General features: G+C 54.6%; 19 protein-coding genes and 1 tRNA gene. 12 read left to right on the forward strand and 8 right to left on the reverse strand.

Annotated elements, in window-relative coordinates; translation table 11 throughout:
• The first annotated feature begins 77 nt into the window (after nt 1-77).
• Nucleotides 78-1853 (forward strand): SLC13 family permease, encoded by a 1776-nt coding sequence (locus CA948_RS03345; protein WP_094196411.1) that lies wholly within the window; start codon nt 78-80, stop codon nt 1851-1853.
• A 40-nt stretch (nt 1854-1893) separates the two neighbouring features.
• A complete protein-coding gene (locus CA948_RS03350; protein ID WP_199827879.1) occupies nt 1894-2361 on the forward strand; it encodes a PaaI family thioesterase in 468 nt (155 codons plus the stop codon).
• A gap of 17 nt (nt 2362-2378) precedes the next feature.
• On the opposite strand, the gene CA948_RS03355 is transcribed toward CA948_RS03350, so the two are convergent.
• Nucleotides 2379-2699 (reverse strand): DUF202 domain-containing protein, encoded by a 321-nt coding sequence (locus tag CA948_RS03355; protein ID WP_230018568.1) that lies wholly within the window; start codon nt 2697-2699, stop codon nt 2379-2381.
• Nucleotides 2700-3046: 347 nt separating this feature from the next.
• Between CA948_RS03355 and CA948_RS03360 the strand changes: the two genes are divergently transcribed.
• Both CA948_RS03360 and CA948_RS03365 read left to right on the forward strand, forming a co-directional pair.
• Entirely contained in the window at nt 3047-3448 is a 402-nt protein-coding gene (locus tag CA948_RS03360) for a DUF1090 domain-containing protein (RefSeq protein WP_230018566.1), read from the forward strand.
• A 186-nt stretch (nt 3449-3634) separates the two neighbouring features.
• Nucleotides 3635-4558 carry a DNA/RNA non-specific endonuclease gene (locus tag CA948_RS03365; protein ID WP_108727324.1) on the forward strand — a complete coding sequence of 308 codons (924 nt, stop codon included), beginning with the start codon at nt 3635-3637 and terminating at the stop codon, nt 4556-4558.
• 15 nt (nt 4559-4573) lie between these two features.
• On the opposite strand, the gene CA948_RS03370 is transcribed toward CA948_RS03365, so the two are convergent.
• Complete coding sequence (locus CA948_RS03370) at nt 4574-5017, reverse strand: hypothetical protein (protein ID WP_094196414.1); 444 nt, start codon at nt 5015-5017, stop codon at nt 4574-4576.
• A gap of 126 nt (nt 5018-5143) precedes the next feature.
• Between CA948_RS03370 and CA948_RS03375 the strand changes: the two genes are divergently transcribed.
• From CA948_RS03375 to CA948_RS03385, 3 genes are all read left to right on the forward strand, one after another.
• On the forward strand, nt 5144-5386 hold the full coding sequence (locus tag CA948_RS03375; protein ID WP_094196415.1) for a hypothetical protein: 243 nt from the start codon (nt 5144-5146) through the stop codon (nt 5384-5386).
• Between the two features lie 101 nt (nt 5387-5487).
• Entirely contained in the window at nt 5488-6375 is an 888-nt protein-coding gene (locus CA948_RS03380) for an arsenic resistance protein (RefSeq protein WP_406846447.1), read from the forward strand.
• A 389-nt stretch (nt 6376-6764) separates the two neighbouring features.
• On the forward strand, nt 6765-7301 hold the full coding sequence (locus CA948_RS03385) for an AmiS/UreI family transporter (RefSeq protein WP_094196416.1): 537 nt from the start codon (nt 6765-6767) through the stop codon (nt 7299-7301).
• Between the two features lie 120 nt (nt 7302-7421).
• Here CA948_RS03385 and soxR read toward each other — a convergent pair whose 3' ends face one another.
• Nucleotides 7422-7880 (reverse strand): redox-sensitive transcriptional activator SoxR, encoded by a 459-nt coding sequence (soxR, locus tag CA948_RS03390; protein WP_094196417.1) that lies wholly within the window; start codon nt 7878-7880, stop codon nt 7422-7424.
• A gap of 112 nt (nt 7881-7992) precedes the next feature.
• Here soxR and CA948_RS03395 point away from each other — a divergent pair, with 112 nt between their 5' ends.
• Entirely contained in the window at nt 7993-9483 is a 1491-nt protein-coding gene (locus tag CA948_RS03395; protein ID WP_203226746.1) for an MFS transporter, read from the forward strand.
• An 814-nt stretch (nt 9484-10297) separates the two neighbouring features.
• Here the strand turns inward: CA948_RS03395 and CA948_RS03400 are convergent.
• Nucleotides 10298-10382, reverse strand: a tRNA-Leu gene (locus CA948_RS03400).
• 123 nt (nt 10383-10505) lie between these two features.
• On the reverse strand, nt 10506-11717 hold the full coding sequence (locus CA948_RS03405; RefSeq protein ID WP_108728695.1) for a CaiB/BaiF CoA transferase family protein: 1212 nt from the start codon (nt 11715-11717) through the stop codon (nt 10506-10508).
• A 173-nt stretch (nt 11718-11890) separates the two neighbouring features.
• On the opposite strand from CA948_RS03405, the gene tig reads away from it, so the two are divergent.
• The 4 genes from tig (at nt 11891) to lon (ending at nt 17997) form a co-directional block, all read left to right on the forward strand.
• Nucleotides 11891-13201: a trigger factor gene (tig, locus tag CA948_RS03410; RefSeq protein ID WP_108727325.1), complete on the forward strand. Its 1311-nt coding sequence runs from the start codon at nt 11891-11893 to the stop codon at nt 13199-13201.
• Nucleotides 13201-13854, forward strand: coding sequence for an ATP-dependent Clp endopeptidase proteolytic subunit ClpP (gene clpP / locus CA948_RS03415; protein WP_021446711.1), 654 nt, complete (start codon nt 13201-13203; stop codon nt 13852-13854). Before tig ends, clpP begins: the two co-directional genes overlap by 1 nt.
• Before the next feature lie 100 nt (nt 13855-13954).
• Nucleotides 13955-15256, forward strand: a complete 1302-nt coding sequence (clpX, locus tag CA948_RS03420) for an ATP-dependent Clp protease ATP-binding subunit ClpX (protein ID WP_094198325.1) — start codon at nt 13955-13957, stop codon at nt 15254-15256.
• 275 nt (nt 15257-15531) lie between these two features.
• Nucleotides 15532-17997: an endopeptidase La gene (gene lon / locus CA948_RS03425; RefSeq protein WP_094196421.1), complete on the forward strand. Its 2466-nt coding sequence runs from the start codon at nt 15532-15534 to the stop codon at nt 17995-17997.
• A 451-nt stretch (nt 17998-18448) separates the two neighbouring features.
• Here the strand turns inward: lon and lexA are convergent, their stop codons facing one another.
• From lexA to CA948_RS03445, 3 genes are all read right to left on the reverse strand, one after another.
• Nucleotides 18449-19108: a transcriptional repressor LexA gene (lexA, locus tag CA948_RS03435; RefSeq protein ID WP_108727327.1), complete on the reverse strand. Its 660-nt coding sequence runs from the start codon at nt 19106-19108 to the stop codon at nt 18449-18451.
• 107 nt (nt 19109-19215) lie between these two features.
• The gene (locus tag CA948_RS03440; protein WP_094196423.1) at nt 19216-19776 is read right to left on the reverse strand and encodes a GNAT family N-acetyltransferase; all 561 of its coding nucleotides are present in this window, start codon (nt 19774-19776) and stop codon (nt 19216-19218) included.
• Nucleotides 19777-19847: 71 nt separating this feature from the next.
• On the reverse strand, nt 19848-21050 hold the full coding sequence (locus tag CA948_RS03445; RefSeq protein WP_108727328.1) for an amino acid aminotransferase: 1203 nt from the start codon (nt 21048-21050) through the stop codon (nt 19848-19850).
• Between the last annotated feature and the right edge of the window lie 54 nt (nt 21051-21104).

Consider the following 21104-nt stretch of genomic DNA (forward strand, 5'->3'; position numbering starts at 1 on the left):
TACGGCGAAATGCAGCGCTTGGGGGGCTGCATTTTTACCTATACTTGGCAGCACAGAATAAACAGGAGTGGGGCAACATGACAATCGAAATTGCAGTGGTTTTGGGCCTGGCTTTAGTTGCGATTGTCTTGTTTGCCACAGAAAAACTCCGAATCGACGCGATTGCTTTATTGGTGCTTGGTACCTTGGCTATTCTGGGCTTGGTGACTCCTGAACAGGCCGTAGGCGGCTTCAGTAATCCGGCCACAGTCACCGTCGCTGCGATGTTTGTGTTGGCCGCCGGCCTGCAAAATAGCGGCGCGCTGTCAGGGATTGGGGATTTGCTGGGCAAGGCCCGCTCCCCACTTCAGTTTCTGGTGCTTTTGTTTCTGGTCCTGGCGGTGATTGCCCCCTTTGTCAATAACACGGCAGTGGTGGCGGTATTCATTCCTATCGTGATGGCCGCTAGCGCACGGATAAGTATGTCAGCCTCCAAAGCGCTGATTCCCTTGTCGTATGTCTCGCAAATGGCCGGGGTCTGTACCTTGGTTGGAACGTCTACCAACCTGTTGGTCAATGCCATTGCTCGCGACATGGGGCATCCAGGCTTCACGATGTTTGAATTCACTAAGCTGGGTGTCATTTGCATGGCAGTCGGTTGTATTTATTTACTGACAGTAGGGCGCTGGCTATTGCCTGCGGCGCGCGGTGGCGAGCTGGTCGAGCAATATGAGTTGGGCAAGTACATAACCGAACTGCGCGTCATGCCGGACTCCTCCTTGATCGGTCAGTCTGTTGGCGACGCAAAGTTGGGTGAGCAGTATGGCGTCTTTGTGCTGGAGCTGTTGCGCGGTGATATCAAAGTGTGGGGGCCGCGAGAGCAGAAGATTGAGCAGGACGATGTGCTGTTGGCGCGTGGAGATTGGACCAAGCTGGATGAGTTGCGCAAAGAAGCCGGTCTGGAAGTAGATCCGCAGTTCAAGTTGGAGCAACGATCTTTTGAACAGGTTGATCAGGTTTTGACGGAGGTCATGATTGCGCCGCGTTCGCGTATCAGCGGGCGTACCTTGGGCAGCTTGAGGGCGGGCTGGCACAGGAATGCCACTGTGTTGGGGATTCATCGCCGTGGCCAGGTCTTGCGTGAGCAGTTGCGTGCTGTACGTTTACAGGTGGGCGATATTTTGTTGATGTTGACCCCGGCTTCCGAGGCGGCTGACTTGCGGGCTGACAGCAATATTATTGTGCTCTCCGAGCGTGAGGCTGAAAAAGAAATGGGCTGGCGCGCACCTTTTTCCCTGGTCACCATGGCCTTGGTGATTGTGGTGCCTGCCTTGGGCTGGGTGCCCATCAGTGTCACCTCATTGCTCGGTGCCGTAGCCATGACGCTGGCCGGTTGCCTGAAGGCAGATGATGTTTACGACGCCATCGATTGGCGCATCATTATCTTGATGGCTGGTTTGTTGCCCTTGGGATTGGCCATGAGTGAGACGGGGGCCGCCCAGTTTCTGGTGGAAAACACGGTCGGCTTGGTCGAGTCTTTTGGGCCGTTGACGGTGCTGGCAGTGGTTTATCTGATGGCCTTGGTCTTGACCGAGTTTATGAGCAATGCCGCCGCTGCGGTGTTACTGGCGCCCATAGGGATGTCCACGGCCAAAATGATGGGGGTTGATCCCACGCCTTTTTTAATCGCAGTGACCTTTGCCGCTTCCACTAGTTTCGCAACCCCCGTGGGCTACCAAACCAATACGATGGTCTATGGCGCGGGTGGTTATCGGTTTGCGGATTTTCTGAAAGTCGGTTTGCCCTTGAACTTGATTTTCTGGGTCTTGGGCGTGATGTTGATTCCCGTTTTCTGGCCGTTCAATCCCGTTTGACACCGCTGTATCCACGAAAAAAATAAAGGAGACCTCAGTCATGCGTTCAGCCCTCGCTTCTGCTAAGCCCGCATTGGACCCATCCATGCGGCAAGCCGTGCAAGACAGTTTTTCCCGCCAGCAGGCAATGAGCTTGATTCGCGCCACCATGCCGTTGGTCGAGGCAGGCCTGGTCGAGATCCATCTGCCGCATTGGGAGGGGGTTCAGCAACAGCACGGATTTGTACATGGTGGTGTTGTGGGCATGATTGCTGATTCGGCCGGAGGATATGCCGCCATGACCTGTACGCCTTTGGGCGCCAGCGTGCTCAGCGTGGAATACAAGCTGAATTTTCTGGCGCCGGCCAAAGGGGAGTCTTTATTGGCCCGAGGGTCTGTGGTTCGTCAGGGCCGCAGTTTGATCGTGACGCAGGCCGAGGTATTTGCCATGGAAGAGGGCAAGCACACCTTATGTGCGTTGATGCAGCAAACGATTATGGTGATGCAGGGGCGGGCGGAGAAGTCCTGATACCAGACTGAGCGGCATCAGGGACCGGACCGCTCTTTAGGATTTTTCCAGCGATAGCTAAGTAGTAATACCCACAGCGCCGCCATGCCCAGCCCATAGAGCATGGCTCCGTAGGAAACAGAAACATCAATACCGCACACGTGAGAGAAACGGTCGGCGGTATCACAGATATTTTTGATCGCCAGTGAAAACAAGACGGTGTTGACGGCCATGGCCAGGCAGGCGGACACTGCTTTGTCTGCCCAGATCAAGCTGGCAACCGCCAGGATCGACAAAGGCATCAAGGAGTTGAGCACACTGGTATGCCAGGCGGAATACGCCTGGGAGGAGTTGAGCAAACTTTCGTTGATGTGCGCAAAGGGAAAGAGCCACAAAACAATCAAAGCAGCGCACAGGAAAAAGATCCATTTCCTGATGGTGATGTTGGACACGATGAAAAGTAAAAGTTTGCTTTATGAGGATTTTGAGTGTAACTGAACTGTTTTATGCTTAAAGACACGTTGTGTAAGTTCTTTGGCACAATTTGCGACAATTCTGTTACTTGATCATGACATAAACGAAGGAATCTTCGAATTTAATCACGTATTCGTGACAAGACGACGAAGTTTGTTATAAGCGTCCACTCCAGGTAAACAGCGAATGCGCTTGTATGATGATGTTCCACAGGAACACAGCAGGAGTAATCATGATGAAAAGCTCTGTATGGTGCGTGAGCGCCGTTTTAGGTGTGATGGCTTTGCCCGCCTGGGCGGATAACCCAGCTTGCCAGTATCGGGCTGCTGAGATCCAGAACCAGATCGACTATGCGCGCCAGCACGGGAATGTGCACCGCGAGCGTGGTCTGCAGCGCGCATTGGCCAATGTGCAAATGCATTGTCGAGATGCTGACTTGCTGCGCGATGTGCAGGATGATATCCGCGAGCAAGAAGAGGACATTCAGGATCGTATTGACGAAATCGCCGAAAAGCGTGCTGAAGGGCGGCAAGACAAGGTGCAGGAGCTGGAGAAAAAGCTGGAGCGCGATCGCGCCAAGCTGGAGCAGTTGCAAGAGGAATTGAAAGAGCTGCAGGCCTTGAGCGCAAAGTAAGAAGCGCGCTCCAGCTTTTGAATCCGCTTCTGCTAGGCTCATCAAATGGACTGAAAAAGGCAGGAGTCAGAAGGAAATACGTGCTCCCGGTGGGGGCACGTTCCTTTTATATAGAAAGGACTGCTTATAATCACAGGTGCAGTCGGCGCAATGATGTAGGCCGACCAAGCATAAAACAAGAGTGGTATGAGCAGAAAAAGCACAGGTCGTCGCGGTACAAAAACCAGTAGTAGAAAGAAGGTAGGGCAGAGTAGCCCGTCCCGATTTTTGAAATCAGTCATTGCAGCGGCCCTCACTAGTTTTGGGCTTGCGACTGCCTGGCTTCATCCACAGGGGCTGAACTGGCAAAGTCTTGAGCCGTTTCTGGTGTCTTTGGGTTGGCCCACGGTCGTTCAGCAAGACAGTGCGCCCGTCCCCGCTGCCATTGATGGGTATGTCCAGACCTCTTTTGCGCAATGCCCCCAGTTCTTTCCCGGTTCACGGCCTGTTGTGCCCATGGCTTATGCGCAACGGGAGTTATGCTTTAGCGCTTTTGCGATTTTGCATAGCGGCCAAACCAAAACCCCGGTGTTTGTTGTGCAGCGTTTGAATCGGCAACAGATTCAGTCGGCCAAGGGCGTCAAGCGTACGGATCGTTTTTATGCCGAAGGCCGTTTGCCTCAGGCCGAACGCGCCGAACTGAATGATTACCGGGGCTCGGGATTTTCACGTGGACATATGGCTCCGGCAGGGGACATGGCCTCTGAACAGAGTATGGCCCAAAGCTTTTCTTTGGCTAATATGGTGCCGCAAAACCAGACTCATAATGCCGGTCCCTGGAACAAGATTGAAGCGGATACTCGTAAATACGTCGCCCGTGCTGCCGGTAATGTCTATGTCTTTACCGGGCCAGTGTATGCGCGCCGTGCGGCAAGCATTGGCTCTAGTCAGGTTGCCGTTCCCAGTCATTTATTCAAGTTGGTGTACGACGCAAGCACTCGACGCTCCTGGGTACATTGGCAGGCGAATCAGGCGTCCACTCGCGTTAGCCCACCCATCAGCTACGAAGAGTTTGTCCGTCGGACTGGGCTGCATTTGTTGCCCGATTCCAGCCTGAAAACCTTGGGATAGAGGCGGGACCCGGGATCAGGGATGTCGCCCGGCCGACGGCTTGAGGACAGCGTGCACTTGATCTTCAGAAAAATACACGCTGTCCCCGACTTCAAATAGCGTGTAGCCGGTGTTTTGCTCCGTGACCATCCCTCGGAAATAGGCCTTGGGTGTAGAGGGAACTTCGGTGATGCGAACGTTGATGTAGCGTTCACTGATGTAGGAGACAAGTTGGACGCGCATGCCCTGCTTTAGGTCCAGCGCGCCAGGGAATCGATCCAGATCGTCATGGCTGACCACAACCCGAAACGCGGTGGGCCGGTGAATAACATAGGCCTGCTTGAGTTGATGATGTAGAGCCAGGATTTGTTGTGCCTCTGGGCTAAGGGGCCCGTCTGGACGTTGCGTCTCGTGCTCAAGCTCCGGGCTGGGTGATAAGTGCAAAATTTGGGCCAATAGCAGAAATTGTTCTTGAGTCATAAATTGCAAATTAACAGGAAAGGGAATCGACGAGCTTTTAGGCCTCGGGGTACAGTGTTCGTATTGTCCGCGATTGGCTGTCGTTTCGATTTGCGGTAAGAAAAGATTTTTTGTAGGGAAGACGAAATGATGCTTCGACGACTGATCCAAGGTGCTGCGGTCATTGGTTTGACTGCCTTGATGGCGGCGTGTTCTTCGGCCAAACCAGGCGGTGGCCCCGTCTCCAAACTCTTCAATGAATGTACCTGGGATCGTGAGTCCTGCATGCATGAAGGTCGCTACGAAGCTGGTGAAAGCGAATATGCCGAGCGTGAGGCTCGGGACTTGAATCGTCAGTCGGCCGCCCGTTTGCGTCGTAGCGGTCTGTAAGGTTTTTTCACGGCAGTGCTGCGGGTTTGCTGCCAAGCGAGGTGCTGACCGTGATTCGTGAAGCGTTGGAAAGTCGGCAAATCGCCATTTATTGTGTGGCGATGTTGCTGGCCGGTTTGATGGCCAGTGTCTGGGTGATGCCGGCCAGTTTGGTCGACTGGATCAATCCGGCACTGGCTTTCATGTTGTATGTCACCTTTTTGCAGGTGCCTGTTTCTCAACTGGGTAAGGCGCTGACGCAACTGCGCTTTTTGGCCGTGCTGCTCGTGGCCAATTTTTGCCTGATTCCTCTCTTTGTCTTTGCGCTGCTGCCCTTGCTGCCAGACCATACCATGCTGCGTCTGGGTGTGTTGCTGGTGCTGCTGGCCCCTTGCATTGACTACGTTGTCACGTTTGCTCAATTAGGCCGTGCAGATGCGCGAAGCTTGCTGGCGGCCACGCCGGTGCTGCTTGTGGTGCAAATGCTGCTTTTACCCTTGTTCCTGAAGTTGGCATTGGGAGAACAGTTTGGCCTGTACATCAAGGCCGGGCCTTTTCTGGACGCCTTCTTTTTTCTGATTTTGACTCCACTGCTATTGGCGGGGGCGACTCAGTATCTTGCTGGGAAAAGTCGCGTCTGGGCGCAGATCCAGACGGGTTTAGGCCTGGCGCCTGTCCCGGCTACCGCCCTGGTGCTGTTTATTGTGGTAGCCGCCGTTTTGAGGCAATTGGAGCCGGCGCTGGATGTGTTGTGGCGCGTCTTGCCAGTGTATGTTCTGTTTGCCGTCCTGGCTCCTGTCATTGGCTGGGTGCTGGCGCAACAAGTACGTCTGGAAGTCCCTTTGCGACGAGCAGTGGCCTTTAGTAGCGCGACTCGTAACTCCCTGGTTGTTCTGCCTTTGGCCCTGGCTATTCCAGGTGCCTTGCCCTTGTTGCCCGCTATCATTTTGACCCAGACCTTGGTGGAGTTGCTGGCGCAACTGGTCTATGTGCGCGTATTGGCTCGCTGAGGCTAAAACGAACAGGCTTGAGTGGTTTCTTGTGTAAGCCGTTTGTTGGCTGGCAAATATCATTTGCAGCACGCTTGTCCTGAATTCGATGGGATTTTCCACGTATTGATGGAGAACGTTTGTCCTGTTTTCGGCTAGGTTTCGTTCTCAAAATGGGTAAGGGCTGATCTGACCTGTTCAAGCCCGTGCAAAATCTTTGCTTTTTAGGATGATTACTCACTGGAAAACCGCCGTAAAAATGCGCGGTTTTTTCTTATAGAGCTTATAAAAAAACATACATGGCGATTGGGCTACCAGGCTCTATGATCTGCTCCGCCTCGGCTCTGAGTGCAACATCATGTTGCGGGCATGTTCTGTGTCCGCTTTCTATTACTTAGGAAATCTTCAAAATGCTAGTTGCCGCTTTTCTGGCGTTTGCAGGCCTGTGCCTGTTCGTGAATGGTGTTCGTCTCTACTATTCTGAAGGTCACCACGCGGGCAGGCTGGTGGATGCTAAAGATGCTGCCATTGTTAATTTGTTCACCGCCGTGTTGGGATTCATCTGCATGTCTCACATCCTGAATCCGGCCAACAGCGTGGTGTACTCCCCCTTGTCCGCCATTTACCTGGGCCTGTTTGCCCTGACCTATTTCTGGGTCGGGGTGAACGCCTTTACTGGCAGTGACGGCCGTGCGCTGGGTTGGTACTCCCTGGCGGTGGCCTGCATTGCCGTTCCTGCCGCGATCACCAACCTGAGTCTTGCCGAGCGGATTTTTGATTATTGGCAAGTGCTAAGCTGGCTGTCTTGGGCCGTCCTCTGGTTCCTGTTCTTCTTGCTGCTGGTCCTGAATAAACCCATTGCCCGCTTGACAGGCATGGTGTCCGCCGTACAGGGGGTGTTGACGGCGCTGCTGCCTGCCTTGCTGTATTTCTGGGGCGTGATTTAAAGCGGCTTAGTATTGGCTTGATAAAAATCCCCATAAGAACAGGCCCGGCATCCCGACCGGGCCCTCGGGGCGGCATTGAAGGCTCTTTGCCTAATTGAGCAGATCCTGCTGGTGAATGCCTTAAATGGTGCTCTTCTGCTTCAGTAACACAGCCCCATCTCCCACCAATGACAATTGATCCCCCGGGTTTCGTAACGGGCAATTCGTCATGGACAAGCATCCACAGCCTATGCAGCCATCCAGCTCATCACGAAGTTGGGTCAGGCTGCGGATCCGATCATTGAGCATGTCGCGCCAGCGGGTTGAGAGCAGCGCCCAGTCCTTGGCCTGTAGTGGCTTGCCGGATGGCAGTTTATCCAAGGCCTCCTTGATTGTTGCCAGCGGAATACCGGCTCTTTGGGCAATTTTGATTACCGCGATCTTCCGCAAAACCTCGCGGTGATACCGTCGCTGATTGCCATCGCTGCGCCAGCCTTGAATCAAGCCTTTGGCCTCATAGTGATGCACGGTGGCAATGGTTACTCCGCTGCGGCGTGCAACTTCGCCTACCGATAGCGGGATAGTAATGTCGATTTTCATGGTGACTGATTCTCTTGACCTCATCTATACATGAGGTTTTATAAAAGACGACTCTTGCCCCTGCAAGCTCCTTGAGCAGCGGGGCGTCTTATTGTGAACGAGTCGAGATCTTATGAAGAATCAGCAAGCCCCTGCGGGCGAGGTGCCAGCGGCACAAGACCAGTTGGCCGCGAATGGGGGGCAGGGGGCGCCCAGCCAGTCAGCCTGGGGGGATTTATTGTCTGGCGCCAATGCCATGCGTGCACTGGTGCTGGCGGGCGGCGTGGTGCTGCATGCCGTTAATGTTTATATTGCGACCACCATTTTGCCTACGGTTGTGCAGGATATCGGCGGACTGGATCTCTATGCCTGGAACACGACCTTGTTTGTGGTGGCATCCATCCTGGGTTCGGCCTTGTCCCCCAAGTTGCTGACCATGACAGGCCCTAAAGGAAGCTACGGCCTGGCCGCCGTGACCTTTGCGGTGGGGGCGGTGATTTGTGCGGGGGCACCCAGCATGTCCATTTTGCTGTTCGGTCGCTTTGTTCAGGGCATAGGTGGGGGTTTGCTCTTTGCATTGGCCTACGCCATGATTCGCGTGGTTTTTGCCGAGCAGTTATGGCCCCGTGCGATGGCTTTGGTGTCGGGCATGTGGGGTGTGGCCACCCTTGCTGGCCCGGCGATCGGCGGCCTGTTTGCGCAGTGGGGCATGTGGCGGGCTGCTTTTGGATCCGTTGCCCTGATCGCAGTTCTTTTTGCTGTAGTGGCTTCTGGTGTCTTGCCTAAACGGGAGCCTCAATCCGGCACTGAGGCAAAGGCATCTACCCCTTTGATTCAGCTTATTTTATTGACGCTGGCTGTGCTGGCTATTTCTGCGGGTAGCACCTCGGCAGAGCTGGTGCGCAATGTCCTGGGCCTGGCGCTGGCGTTCGTGCTGGGTGCCGCCTTGATTGCCGTCGAAAAACGTTCGCCAAGCCGCTTGTTGCCGTCGGGGACCTTTCAGTTTCGTTCCGAGATTGCCGGTTTGTATGCCTTGATGTCCTTGTTGGTGTTGACTGTCACTAGCGGAGAGGTTTTCGCACCGCTTTTTCTGCAAGTTTTGCATCAGCAGTCTCCTTTGGTGGCGGGCTACCTGGCCGCCTTGATGGGAGCGGGTTGGACGGTAGGTGCTGTCATCAGCTCGGGGCTGAGCGGACGGGCGATTGAGCGGGCGATTCTGGTCGGGCCGGTTTGCGGCTTGCTGGGCATGCTCGGGCTCGCCTTTCTGGTACCGGAGACCAGCACGGGCCTGTTTCTGGACCTGGTTCCGATTTGTTTGGCACTGGCGCTGATCGGCTTGGGAGTAGGGCTGGCCTGGCCCCACCTGCTGATACGGGTGTTAAAAGCCGCTTCTGCTCAGGAGCAAGAACTGGCCGGGGCATCCATCACCACCATTCAGCTCTTCGCAACGGCCAGCGGAGCGGCTTTGGCGGGGATGGTTGCCAATGCAGGTGGACTTATTGATCCGGGTGGAGTGGCGGGGACGCGTCAGGCTGCTTATTATCTATTTGGCGTATTTGCCGTCGCGCCATTGTTTGGGATCATAGTCGCACGGAACTGCAAGGCTAAAAAACAGTCTGATTAAAAGGAAGTGCAAGTCTGCTTTCGTGTCCGTACTACGTTTCCCGGAGAACGCTTGATCTGAGGACGTGGTGCCATGTTGCACTGGGGTAAATACTAGAAGGCTGGTGATTTTCCACCATTGGTATAGTATTTAGTGCAATTAATGCGTGGCCTTGCACACTTTTGATTGTTATGTGAAGGAGGTTCGGACGTGAATGGTATCCCTTCTCCCAATCCAGCCCCCAGGCCCGATCCGGAACCTAAGCCCATGCGTTGGCCTAGTGACTTTCCCGGCAAGCATGATAGGCAGGAATAGTCTTCAAACCCAAATAAAAAGGCCGTTCACCATGAGCGGCTTTTTTGTGTCTGGGGCTTGTGTTTGAGCAAGCGCAGCGACCCTCATTGCAGACTTGTGTGGGCTCTGAGAAATGACTGAGTCGATTGCACATTTTGCTACTTTTGAGTTGGCCAGGCGTGCGGCTTTGATGCCAACAATGAGCGTGTCATCTTATGCCGATTCAAGGCGAGCGGTCTCAAACGTAGGGGAGATAAGGTAAAGCGCGCGTTGCATCGCCCAGGTCTGCGTTTCCTGTTTGGTCGAAAAGACCCGGCTTTCCCGATAAGGGGGGCTGATTGCGCAGCAGGGGGCAGTTTTATCCGGGTTCGATACCCAGAAGTGTGTTTGTTGATGCTGGCTATAAGCTGTTTTCGTGGGGCCTTTATGGGGCTTACGATGTTGAATACTTCAAAACAGGCCATCAAAAGCCATTAGAGAAGAAGCTAAGCCGTTGATTTTGCTTAAAATTGATTTTTTTGAATCAACGGTTTTCATGCTTTGGTGCGAACGGAGAGACTCGAACTCTCACACCTCTCGGCGCCAGAACCTAAATCTGGTGCGTCTACCAATTCCGCCACGTTCGCAACACGAAAGAAGTAGATTCTAGCGTGGATTTTCACCCTAGGCAAGTAGTCTGCCCTATGGGGAAGCAAATTGATTAGGGGCCATCCTGATGTGGCCCTCAAACGTTTTTGTACCGCTTTGTTTTATCGACGTTTTGGGCTTTTTGCGATCAATCCACGTGCTTGCCAGTCGGCCTGTTGCTCGGCGCTGATGCCCAACTGATTCAGGATTTCTTCGGTGTCCTGGCCCAGATGGGGAGCAAGGCGGTAAATACCGCCGGGAGTGTCACTAAGCTTGGGAACAATGCCCGGCACTTTAAGCGGTGTGCCATCCGGCAAATTACTGTCAAGCAGCATGTCGCGGGCCTGGTAGTGGGGGTCGGTCGCAATATCGGCGATGTCATACACGCGGCCTGCCGGAACGCCGGCCTGGTCAAGAATCTCCAGTACCTTGTCCAGCTCCAGGGCGCTGGCCCAGTGACCGATAGCGGCATCAATCACGCCTGCATGCCGTGCGCGACCATCGTTGTGAGCATAGTCGGGATTTTCTGCCATATCGGCGCGGCCAATGGCGTTCATCAAACGCTTGAAAATGCTGTCACCATTACCGGCAATCAGGGCATATTTGCCGTCTTTGCAGACATAGGCATTGCTGGGGGTGATACCGGGCAGGCTGCTGCCGGCAGGTTCTCGTATTGCGCCAAAAGCCGAGTATTCCGGCAGCAGGCTCTCCATCATGTTGAAAACGGATTCATACAGGGCCACGTCAATATATTGACCTACACCCTGGTTTTGCTCGCGTTGGCGCAGGGCCATCATGATGCCGATGACACCGTGCAAGGCCGCCAGAGAGTCTCCAATGGAGACGCCAACCCGTACCGGTGGGCGTCCGGCTTCACCGCTAAGGTGACGCAAACCACCCATGGCTTCGCCAATCACGCCAAAACCAGGTTTGTCCTTGTAAGGGCCTGTCTGGCCGTAGCCCGACACGCGCAGCATGATCAAGCCTGGGTTGATGGCTTTCAGGGCTTCCCAACCCAACCCCCATTCTTCCAGGGCACCGGGACGGAAATTTTCGATCAGTATGTCACACTCTTTTACCAATGCCCGGATCATGTCCTGGCACTGCGCTTGGCGCAGGTCCAAGGCCAGCGATTTTTTGTTACGTGATTGCACCTCCCACCAGACCGAGTTACCGTCATGTAGCAAACGCCATTTACGCAAGGGGTCGCCGCCTTTAGGGGATTCGACCTTGATCACGTCCGCGCCAAATTCGCCCAGGATCTTGGCAGCAAAGGGGCCGGCGATCAATTGGCCCAGTTCCAGGACCCGGATGCCGCCCAAAGGGGTAGTCATGTGCATATCAGTCTTGCGTAGGGAAGGTAAAGTAAGGGATCATAGTCCGGCACGGCTGTATTGTCTTGACAGGAAATTATGATTCAAAATACGTTTGTTTGGATTTACCGTGCCAGTTTCCGGTAAAATGCCGGATTACTCTTATCAATTACTCAATTTAATATAGGTCTTCAATGCAGCCCGAGGTTGAAATTCTGTCCGGCTTGGAGCGCCGAGTCGATGTGGTCGTTTCGGTGGCCGACGTAGAAAAACAAGTCCAGGCCCAGCTCAAGCGTGTGGCTCGCACGGCCAAGGTACAGGGCTTCCGTCCCGGTAAAGCGCCTTTGTCCGTTGTCGAGCGCAGCCACGGCCCTGGTATTCGTTACGACGCCATCAACGAAGAAATCGGCAAAGCCCTGGACAAAGTGATCCAGGACTCCAAATTGCGCGTAGCCGGCACTCCTAATCTGGAAGCCAAAGAAGGCGAGCCTGCTGAAGGCACGATGGCCTTTACCGCGACCTTCGAAGTTTATCCGGAAGTGGCCTTGCCCGATCTGTCCAAGCTGGAAATCAAGCGTGCCACTACGCCTGTGACCGACGAAGACATCCAGCGCACCGTAGACGTGTTGCGCAAGCAACGCGCCAACTACGAGTCCAGCGCTGATCGCGAAGCCCAGGAAGATGATCGCATCACTCTGGACTTTGTGGGCACCATTGACGGCGTTCCTTTCGAAGGTGGTAGCGCTGAAGGTTTCCAATACCTGCAAGGTCGTGGCCGCATGCTGCCCGAGTTTGAAACTGCCGTTGCCGGCATGAAAGCAGGCGAAACCAAAACATTCCCCCTGGAATTTCCGGCCGATTACACCGGCAAGGAAGTGGCTGGCAAAACCGCTGAATTCAAGATCACCGTGACAGACGTGGCCCAGCCCGTTCTGCCCGAGCTGGATGCTGAATTTGCCAAGTCCCTGGGTCAGGCCGAAGGTGATGTAGCCGCTTTGCTGGCAGACATCCGTGCCAACATCGAGCGCGAAATCAAGGCTCGTGTGCATGCTCGCAATAAATCCGCCGTGATGGATGCTTTGTTGTCCGCCAGCGAATTTGAGGTGCCCAAGGCTCTGGTAGACAACGATGTCCAAGGCCGTATCGCTTCGGCTCGTGCTGAGCTGAAAGACCGTGGCGTGCCCGACGCAGACAAGATGCCTATCCCTGCCGAGGCTTTCCAGGAAGAATCCACACGCCGTGTGCGTCTGGGTCTGCTGGTCTCCGAGCTGGTCAAGGCTGCTGAACTGCAAGCCAAGCCCGAGCAGGTTCGTACCCGCATCGAAGAGTTTGCCCAGAACTATGAACAGCCCGCCCAAGTGGTGGCCTACTACTTGTCCGATCGCCAGCGTCGCGCCGAGATTGAGGCAGTGGTACTCGAAGACAACGTCGTCGAGCACGTACTGTCCCAGGCCAAGGTGTCCGACGAGGAGGTGGCGTTCGACCAAATCATGGGAACCAACTAATGTCGTCAACCTTTGTCGACTTCTACGCTTCAATGCATGGGGGGCAGTCCGTTGCCCCTACGGGTCTGGGCTACGTGCCCATCGTGATTGAGCAGTCTGGTCGTGGAGAGCGGTCTTACGACATCTACTCCCGCCTGCTGCGCGAGCGCATCATCTTTCTGGTGGGCCCGGTTCATGACAACTCGGCCAACCTGATTGTGGCCCAGCTGCTGTTTTTGGAGTCGGAAAATCCCGAGAAAGATATTTCGCTCTACATCAATTCGCCCGGTGGTTCGGTCTACGCAGGCCTGGCCATCTACGACACGATGCAGTTCGTCAAGCCGGAAGTCTCGACATTGTGTACCGGCATGGCTGCCAGCATGGGTGCTTTCTTGTTGTCTTCGGGCGTCAAGGGCAAGCGCCTTGCCTTGCCTAACTCGCGCATCATGATTCATCAGCCTTCGGGCGGTGCGCGTGGTCAGGCTTCCGATATCCAGATTCAGGCCAAGGAAATCCTGAGTCTGCGTGAACGCTTGAACAAGATTCTGGCCGAGAACTGCGGCCAGCCTGTCGAGCGTATCGAGCTCGATACCGAGCGTGATAACTTCATGGCAGCTGAAGACGCTGTGGCCTATGGCCTGATCGACAAGGTGATGAATACGCGTGACGAATAATCATCCGTCCCAACAGGGATCGATCTGAAGCAGTACTATGGCTGTTCGGGGGCGGGACTTGTTCCCGTCCTTTTACCATCCTGAAGTGAAATTTAAATTTATGTCCGAAAAGAAATCGGCCGACGAGAAAGTTCTGCATTGCTCGTTTTGCAATAAAAGCCAGCATGAGGTCAAGAAACTGATCGCTGGACCTTCGTCGGTGTTCATCTGCGACGAATGTATTGATCTGTGTACCGATATCATTCGTGACGAAGCTGCGGGCGCCACTCCTGATGGTGAACGTAAAGAATTGCCCACCCCCCAGGAAATCAAAGAGTTTCTGGACGGTTATGTCATTGGCCAGGAGACGCCCAAGCGCACCTTGGCCGTAGCGGTATATAACCACTACAAACGGATTCGTGGCGGCAAGGCAGGCCGTGACGATGTGGAACTGTCCAAAAGTAATATTTTGCTGATCGGGCCTACCGGTTCGGGCAAAACGCTGTTGGCTCAAACGCTGGCCCGCATGCTGGATGTGCCTTTTGTGATGGCCGATGCGACCACCCTGACCGAAGCCGGTTACGTGGGTGAGGATGTCGAGAACATCGTTCAGAAGCTGCTGCAAAACTGCGATTACGATGTGGAAAAAGCGCAGCGTGCCATTATTTATATCGATGAAATCGACAAGATTTCCCGCAAGTCGGATAACCCGTCGATCACCCGCGACGTATCGGGTGAGGGCGTGCAACAGGCACTGCTCAAGCTGATCGAGGGTACCGTGGCTTCGGTGCCTCCACAAGGTGGTCGCAAACACCCGAACCAGGACTTTGTACAGGTCGACACCACCAATATCCTGTTTATCGTAGGCGGCGCCTTTGATGGCCTGGAAAAGGTGATTCGTGACCGTACAGAAAAATCCGGCATCGGTTTTTCCGCCTCGGTGAAAGCCAAATCCGAGCGTGGCGTAGGTGAGCTGTTTGCAGAGGCCGAGCCCGAGGATCTGATCAAATTCGGTCTGATTCCTGAGCTGGTAGGACGATTGCCTGTGGTCGCCACACTGGAAGAGCTGCACGAAGATGCCTTGATCCGCATTTTGACCGAGCCACGCAATGCCTTGGTCAAGCAGTTCCAGAAACTGCTGAGCATGGAAGGTGTGGAGCTGGAAGTTCAACCTGCCGCGCTACGTGCTGTGGCCCAGCGTGCCATCAAACGTCGTACAGGCGCCCGCGGCTTGCGCAGCATTGTCGAGCAAGCGCTGCTAGACACGATGTACGAGTTGCCGTCGCGCAAGGATGTCAGCAAAGTGGTGCTGACCGAGGACGCCGTTGCCGGAAAGAGTAAACCCGAATTGATTTTGGGTCGCACTTTGTCCGATAGTGAAGCCAGTGACACTGAGTCGCCCTTGAAGAACGCAGTAGCTTAGAGATATCTCCTTGTTTGTGCTCTGTCTGGCTCTGACCGGAAGGGCACAGGCAAGACCGGGCGACAGGCGAAGGTAAAGAGAAAAGAGTGGGTGTTCATGATGGCCACCAGACATAAAAATTTGTCTCTCTTTAACTCTGTGAAGTTCTGTTCTAATGTTCGTACGGCCTACTTGAAATATCAAAATTCGCCACAATCTGAGCTACAACAGGTTAAACCGTGAAAGGGAAGCCCAGGCTTCCCTTTTGCGTCTAAGGACATTTATAGGAAATGACTATGTCTGCGAGCCAGATTCTTTCTACGGAACCTATTGAGCTGCCGCTGCTTCCCTTGCGCGATGTAGTGGTGTTCCCTCACATGGTGATTCCGCTTTTTGTTGGTCGGCCTCGCTCGATAAAAGCCCTTGAGCTGGCGATGGAGTCCGGCAATAACATTATGTTGGTGGCGCAAAAGTCCGCAGGCAAGGACGATCCCGCTCCTGAGGATCTCTACGAAATTGCGTGTGCGGCCAGTATTTTGCAAATGCTCAAGTTGCCTGATGGCACCGTAAAAGTGCTGGTAGAGGGCTTGCAACGCGCTCGTATCACCCAGGTTCAGGATGCTGACACCCACTTTATGGCCTCGGTGGTTGAAGTGCCTGGCGATGCCGGTGATGCGGCTGAAACCGAAGCCTTGCGCCGCGCTGTGCTGGGTCAGTTCGAACAGTACGTCAAACTGAATAAAAAGATCCCTCAGGAAATTCTGACTTCCCTGACCGGGATTGATGATGCTGGCCGGCTGGCCGATACCATTGCTGCTCACTTGCCGTTGAAGCTGGAGCAAAAGCAGGGCATGCTGGAAACGCCCAAGGCCATGGAGCGTCTGGAAGGCTTGCTGTCGCAATTGGAAGGTGAAATCGACATTTTGCAGGTCGAAAAACGCATTCGCGGCCGTGTGAAAAAGCAGATGGAAAAGAGCCAGCGCGACTACTACCTGAACGAGCAGGTCAAGGCGATTCAGAAAGAGTTGGGCGAAGGCGAGGACGGTGCCGATGTCGAGGAACTGGAAAAGCGCATCGAGCAGGCTCAGCTAAGCAAAGAAGCGCTCAAGAAAGCTGAAGCTGAAATGAAGAAGCTCAAGCTGATGTCGCCCATGTCAGCTGAAGCCACGGTGGTGCGCAACTACATTGAAACGCTGGTTGGTCTGCCTTGGCGCAAAAAGAGCCGTATCAATAATTCCTTGAGCAATGCTCAGGAAGTATTGGATGCGGACCATTTTGGTCTGGAGAAAGTCAAAGAGCGGATTGTTGAGTACCTGGCAGTTCAGCAACGTGTGGACAAATTGAAGGCTCCGATCCTGTGTTTGGTTGGCCCTCCAGGCGTCGGTAAAACTTCGCTGGGTCAGTCCATTGCCAAGGCAACGAACCGCAAGTTCATTCGCATGGCTTTGGGTGGCGTACGTGACGAGGCCGAGATCCGTGGTCACCGTCGTACCTATATTGGCTCTATGCCCGGCAAGGTTGTTCAGAACATGAGCAAGGTGGGTGTACGTAATCCGCTGTTCTTGCTGGACGAGATCGATAAGATGGGCGCGGATTTCCGTGGCGATCCTTCCTCGGCATTGCTGGAAGTTCTGGACCCTGAACAAAACCACACCTTCCAGGATCACTACCTGGAAGTGGACTACGACTTGTCCGACGTGATGTTCGTGGCAACCAGTAACACCCTGAATATTCCACCGGCCTTGCTGGATCGTATGGAAGTGATTCGTCTGTCTGGCTACACCGAAGACGAAAAAGTACGCATTGCTTTTGATTACCTCTTGCCCAAGCTGATGAAGAACAACGGTGTGCGTGCTGGTGAGCTGGAAGTCACCGAAGATGCTGTACGCGACATCGTGCGTTACTACACGCGTGAGGCGGGTGTACGCTCGCTGGAGCGTGAAATCAGCAAGATCTGCCGCAAGGTGGTTCGCAAGCTGCTGGTGGCCAATCCACAGGCTGGTACGCGTGCTGCCCGTAACAAGGCCCTGACACAGGAAACTCTGGTGGTCAATTCGGAGAACCTGAACGAGTACCTGGGTGTGCGTCGCTACTCCTTCGGCCTGGCCGAGAAGGAGAACAAGATTGGACAGGTGACCGGCCTGGCATGGACCGAGGTGGGTGGCGATCTGCTGACCATTGAAGTGGCCGATATGCCCGGTAAAGGCAATGTGTTACGCACCGGTTCGATTGGCGATGTGATGAAAGAGTCCGTTGAGGCGGCCCGCACAGTGGTGCGTTCGCGTGCCCAGAAATGGGGCATCCCCAACACGGTGTTCGAGAAGCGCGACCTGCATGTGCACTTTCCTGAAGGCGCTACGCCCAAGGATGGTCCATCGGCTGGTATCGCCATCACCACGGCTATTGTGTCCAGTCTGACGGGTATTCCGGTTCGCTCTGATGTGGCCATGACGGGTGAAATCACCTTGCGCGGCGAAGTTTTGCCTATTGGCGGCTTGAAAGAGAAGCTGTTGGCAGCGCAGCGCGGTGGCATCAAAACGGTGATGATCCCGGAGGAAAACGTCAAAGACTTGGCCGACATTCCAGATAACGTGAAGAACACGCTGGAGATCATTCCAGTGCGTTGGATTGATCGTGTATTGGAAGTGGCCCTGCAAGACGCCGTCACGCCTCTGAGCGACGAAGAGGTGGCTCGCCTGGCTGCTGAGGCTTTGGCCGCCACTCGTGCCGCAGGCACGGGCTCGGAGTCCTTCAAGCACTAAGCATCAGCAGTAGTAAGCAAGCAGTGAAACAGGCTACCTTGAACCCAAGGTAGCCTGTTTGCATTTTGGTCAGACTGATCGTGGCTTTGAGGTTAGCCATGTTGACAGCAGTGGGAGCCAGATCTTTGGGCAATGATATGAGGAAGGTGAGGGTCGCAAGCTTGCGCGAGAGGTTTACGGCTGCTCAACTCTTGCTGTAGGCATGTAGGCATGTAGGCATGTGGGGGGGGCAGGTATGGCTGCCCCCACGATTGCAGCCATGACTGCAACTGCAGACATACCGTGATGGCCATAGTCAAAGCGCTTGTCGCCGTTAATCTGCTCAAACTTGTATAGCGGCATGCACTTTGACCAGTAAAAAAACCCCATGCACCAAACGGTATATGGGGTTTTTCTCTTATCAGGTGCACCAAGCTCATAAAACAGGCCTGATAGCCTAGAGAGACAAGGTTTAATGCAGCGGGCTGGTACGAATCAGGCCTACAGCAATACCTTCCAGGGACAGAGAGTCCGGGTCGGTAACAATGATGGGTTCAAAGTCCGCGTTCTCAGGTAAAAGGATGACCTGATTGCTGGAGCGCGACAGGCGCTTGACGGTGACATCATCACCAATGCGGACCACCACGATCTGCCCATTACGCGCTTCGCTAGCTTTTTTGACGGCCAGCAGATCGCCGTCAAAAATTCCGGCGTCTTTCATGCTCAGGCCGCGCACACGTAGCAGGTAATCAGGCGTTTGGGTGAACAGGGTAGGGGCAACACCAATTTCGCGCTCGATATGCTCAGTAGCCAGAATAGGGCTACCGGCAGCAACGCGGCCAATAATGGGCAGTAAGAGGGCGTCAGTCAGATTGGCCAATGGGCTGCTATTGGGCGCAGCATGGTCGCGTGTATCCGTGCCAAGCAGGCGTATGCCGCGCGAGGCACCGGCGGTTAGCTCGATCGCGCCTTTGCGGGCCAGAGCTTTCAAATGATCTTCGGCCGCATTGGCGGATTTGAAACCCAGCACTTGAGCAATTTCTGCGCGAGTGGGGGGGAAACCCGTCCGTTCGATTTCAGAACGGATAATGTCCAGCACTTGTTGCTGGCGTGCAGTGAGCTTGGCGGTCATAGTATTGTCTGCTGAATATATATACAGTAAAGATTGTGCGTTACAGTTGCCGTTTTTGCAAGCTTTGGGGACCTTAAAGGCTTAATTTTCGACCCTTCGAGGTCTGTTCAGGCAGATGGAGACCAGTCTTTGCGATCCTGCGTGTACAGCACGTGAGGGACAAGCTGGTGGCCCACAGGTACGCCAGGATGAGCAAAGGTGCCGGCTTGTTTTGTCATGCCCAGGCGTTGCATGACGGTTTGCGAAGGCCGGTTCAACTGAGCGGTGTACGCCACAATTTGCTCCAGGTCCAGTTCGTTAAAGGCAAAATCCATGCAGGCTCGGGCGGCTTCGGTGGCGTAGCCTTTGCCCCAGTATTCAGGCAGAAGACGCCAGAGCAGTTCTACGCAAGGCTGAAAGTAGAGCTCAGCAGTTGGGCGGTTCAAGCCGACCATACCGATGAAGGCCCCTTTTTCCTTCAGCTCCACAGCCCAGGGCCCCCAGCCATGTTCTTCGATCAGGCTTTGGCTGCGGTGGGCGATAGCATCGCTTTGTTCGCGGTCCAGGGTGGCCGGATAAAAGCGCAGCGCGTGGGGGTCGCTATTTAATCGGTAAAAGGGCTCGAGGTCGGTCGGTTTCCAGGGGCGCAGGATCAGGCGTTCGGTGTGCAGGGAAATAGCGTCTGTCATGGGGTACTCCAAGGTCCGCAACGACAACGCCCTTCCGAAGAAGGGCGTTGGAGGCGGTAAGGACGGCCAGCTTATTTCAGGACTTGAGCGATGGCTTTGGCCACGACATCAATGTTCTGGCTGTTGAGCGCAGCAACGCAGATACGGCCACTGCTGACGGCGTAAATGCCGTGTTCCTGGCGCAGGCGTTCTACTTGCTCGGCCGTCAGGCCGGAGTAGGAGAACATACCGCGCTGTTGCAGTACGAAGTCAAAGTTCTGGGTGGCACCATGTTCTTTCAGCTTGGCAACCAGTTGTGCACGCATGTCACGGATGCGATCACGCATGCCAGCCAGTTCGGTAGCCCAAGTCTGGAACAGCTCGGGTGAGCTCAGGACAGTGGCTACAACCTTGCCGCCGTGTGTTGGCGGGTTGGAATAGTTGGTGCGAATCACGCGCTTGACCTGGCTCAGCACGCGGGACGTTTCGTCCTTGCTGGACGTGACCAGTGTCAGGGCGCCTACGCGTTCGCCGTATAGCGAGAAGGATTTGGAGAAAGAAGAGCTGATGAACATGGACAGGCCCAGCTTGGCAAACAGGCGTACCACGCTGGCGTCTTCCTCCAGACCGGCACCAAAGCCTTGATAGGCGATGTCCAGGAAAGGAACCAGTTGACGCTCTTTGATCAGTTTGGCGATCTGGGCCCATTGTTCCATGCTGGGGTCCACGCCGGTGGGGTTGTGGCAGCACGCGTGCAAGACCACGATGGACTGGGCAGGCATGGCACGCAACGAAGCGATCATGCCCTCAAAGTTCAGGCCATGAGTGGTGGCATCGTAGTACGCGTAGGTGTTGACCTTGAAGCCGGCGCGCTCGAACAGAGCACGGTGGTTTTCCCAGCTTGGATCGCTGATGTAAACCTCGGACTGTGGCAGCAGTTGGTGCAGAAAGTCAGCACCGATTTTCAGTGCGCCGGTACCGCCCAGGGATTGCACCGTCAAGGCACGGCCTTCGGCAATAACGGGGGAGTCGGCGCCTAGCAACAGGGTTTGAGCACCCAGGTTGTAGGTATTGATACCTTCGATAGGCAGGTAGCTGCGTGCAGCGGCCTTGCTCATCAAGGCGTCTTCAGCTTGTTGAACAGCCTGCAAAATCGGGATACGCCCTTGATCGTCGTAATAAACACCGACTCCCAAATTAACTTTGCCGTTGCGTTCGTCGGCATTGTATTGTTCATTCAAACCCAAAATAGGGTCGCGTGGAGCCAGTTCGACGGTTTCGAAGAGCGATGTCATGATGATATGGGGGCGTTAGCGCAGAAAGGTAGAAAAACAAAGCATTAGTGTGAT

The organism is Alcaligenes aquatilis (assembly GCF_003076515.1).
GTDB lineage: Bacteria > Pseudomonadota > Gammaproteobacteria > Burkholderiales > Burkholderiaceae_B > Alcaligenes > Alcaligenes aquatilis.

What these genes read in the sequence shown, in the direction of transcription:
- CA948_RS03345 (WP_094196411.1), top strand. Translation starts at nt 78, where the DNA reads ATGACAATCGAAATTGCAGTGGTTTTGGGCCTGGCTTTAGTTGCGATT.
- clpP (WP_021446711.1), top strand. Translation starts at nt 13,201, where the DNA reads ATGTCGTCAACCTTTGTCGACTTCTACGCTTCAATGCATGGGGGGCAG.
- CA948_RS03370 (WP_094196414.1), bottom strand. Translation starts at nt 5,017, where the DNA reads ATGACTCAAGAACAATTTCTGCTATTGGCCCAAATTTTGCACTTATCA.
- CA948_RS03405 (WP_108728695.1), bottom strand. Translation starts at nt 11,717, where the DNA reads ATGACTACCCCTTTGGGCGGCATCCGGGTCCTGGAACTGGGCCAATTG.
- CA948_RS03365 (WP_108727324.1), top strand. Translation starts at nt 3,635, where the DNA reads ATGAGCAGAAAAAGCACAGGTCGTCGCGGTACAAAAACCAGTAGTAGA.
- CA948_RS03380 (WP_406846447.1), top strand. Translation starts at nt 5,488, where the DNA reads ATGTTGCTGGCCGGTTTGATGGCCAGTGTCTGGGTGATGCCGGCCAGT.
- CA948_RS03440 (WP_094196423.1), bottom strand. Translation starts at nt 19,776, where the DNA reads ATGACAGACGCTATTTCCCTGCACACCGAACGCCTGATCCTGCGCCCC.
- lon (WP_094196421.1), top strand. Translation starts at nt 15,532, where the DNA reads ATGTCTGCGAGCCAGATTCTTTCTACGGAACCTATTGAGCTGCCGCTG.
- soxR (WP_094196417.1), bottom strand. Translation starts at nt 7,880, where the DNA reads ATGAAAATCGACATTACTATCCCGCTATCGGTAGGCGAAGTTGCACGC.
- CA948_RS03385 (WP_094196416.1), top strand. Translation starts at nt 6,765, where the DNA reads ATGCTAGTTGCCGCTTTTCTGGCGTTTGCAGGCCTGTGCCTGTTCGTG.
- lexA (WP_108727327.1), bottom strand. Translation starts at nt 19,108, where the DNA reads ATGACCGCCAAGCTCACTGCACGCCAGCAACAAGTGCTGGACATTATC.
- CA948_RS03350 (WP_199827879.1), top strand. Translation starts at nt 1,894, where the DNA reads ATGCGTTCAGCCCTCGCTTCTGCTAAGCCCGCATTGGACCCATCCATG.
- CA948_RS03395 (WP_203226746.1), top strand. Translation starts at nt 7,993, where the DNA reads ATGAAGAATCAGCAAGCCCCTGCGGGCGAGGTGCCAGCGGCACAAGAC.
- CA948_RS03375 (WP_094196415.1), top strand. Translation starts at nt 5,144, where the DNA reads ATGATGCTTCGACGACTGATCCAAGGTGCTGCGGTCATTGGTTTGACT.
- clpX (WP_094198325.1), top strand. Translation starts at nt 13,955, where the DNA reads ATGTCCGAAAAGAAATCGGCCGACGAGAAAGTTCTGCATTGCTCGTTT.
- CA948_RS03360 (WP_230018566.1), top strand. Translation starts at nt 3,047, where the DNA reads ATGATGAAAAGCTCTGTATGGTGCGTGAGCGCCGTTTTAGGTGTGATG.
- CA948_RS03445 (WP_108727328.1), bottom strand. Translation starts at nt 21,050, where the DNA reads ATGACATCGCTCTTCGAAACCGTCGAACTGGCTCCACGCGACCCTATT.
- tig (WP_108727325.1), top strand. Translation starts at nt 11,891, where the DNA reads ATGCAGCCCGAGGTTGAAATTCTGTCCGGCTTGGAGCGCCGAGTCGAT.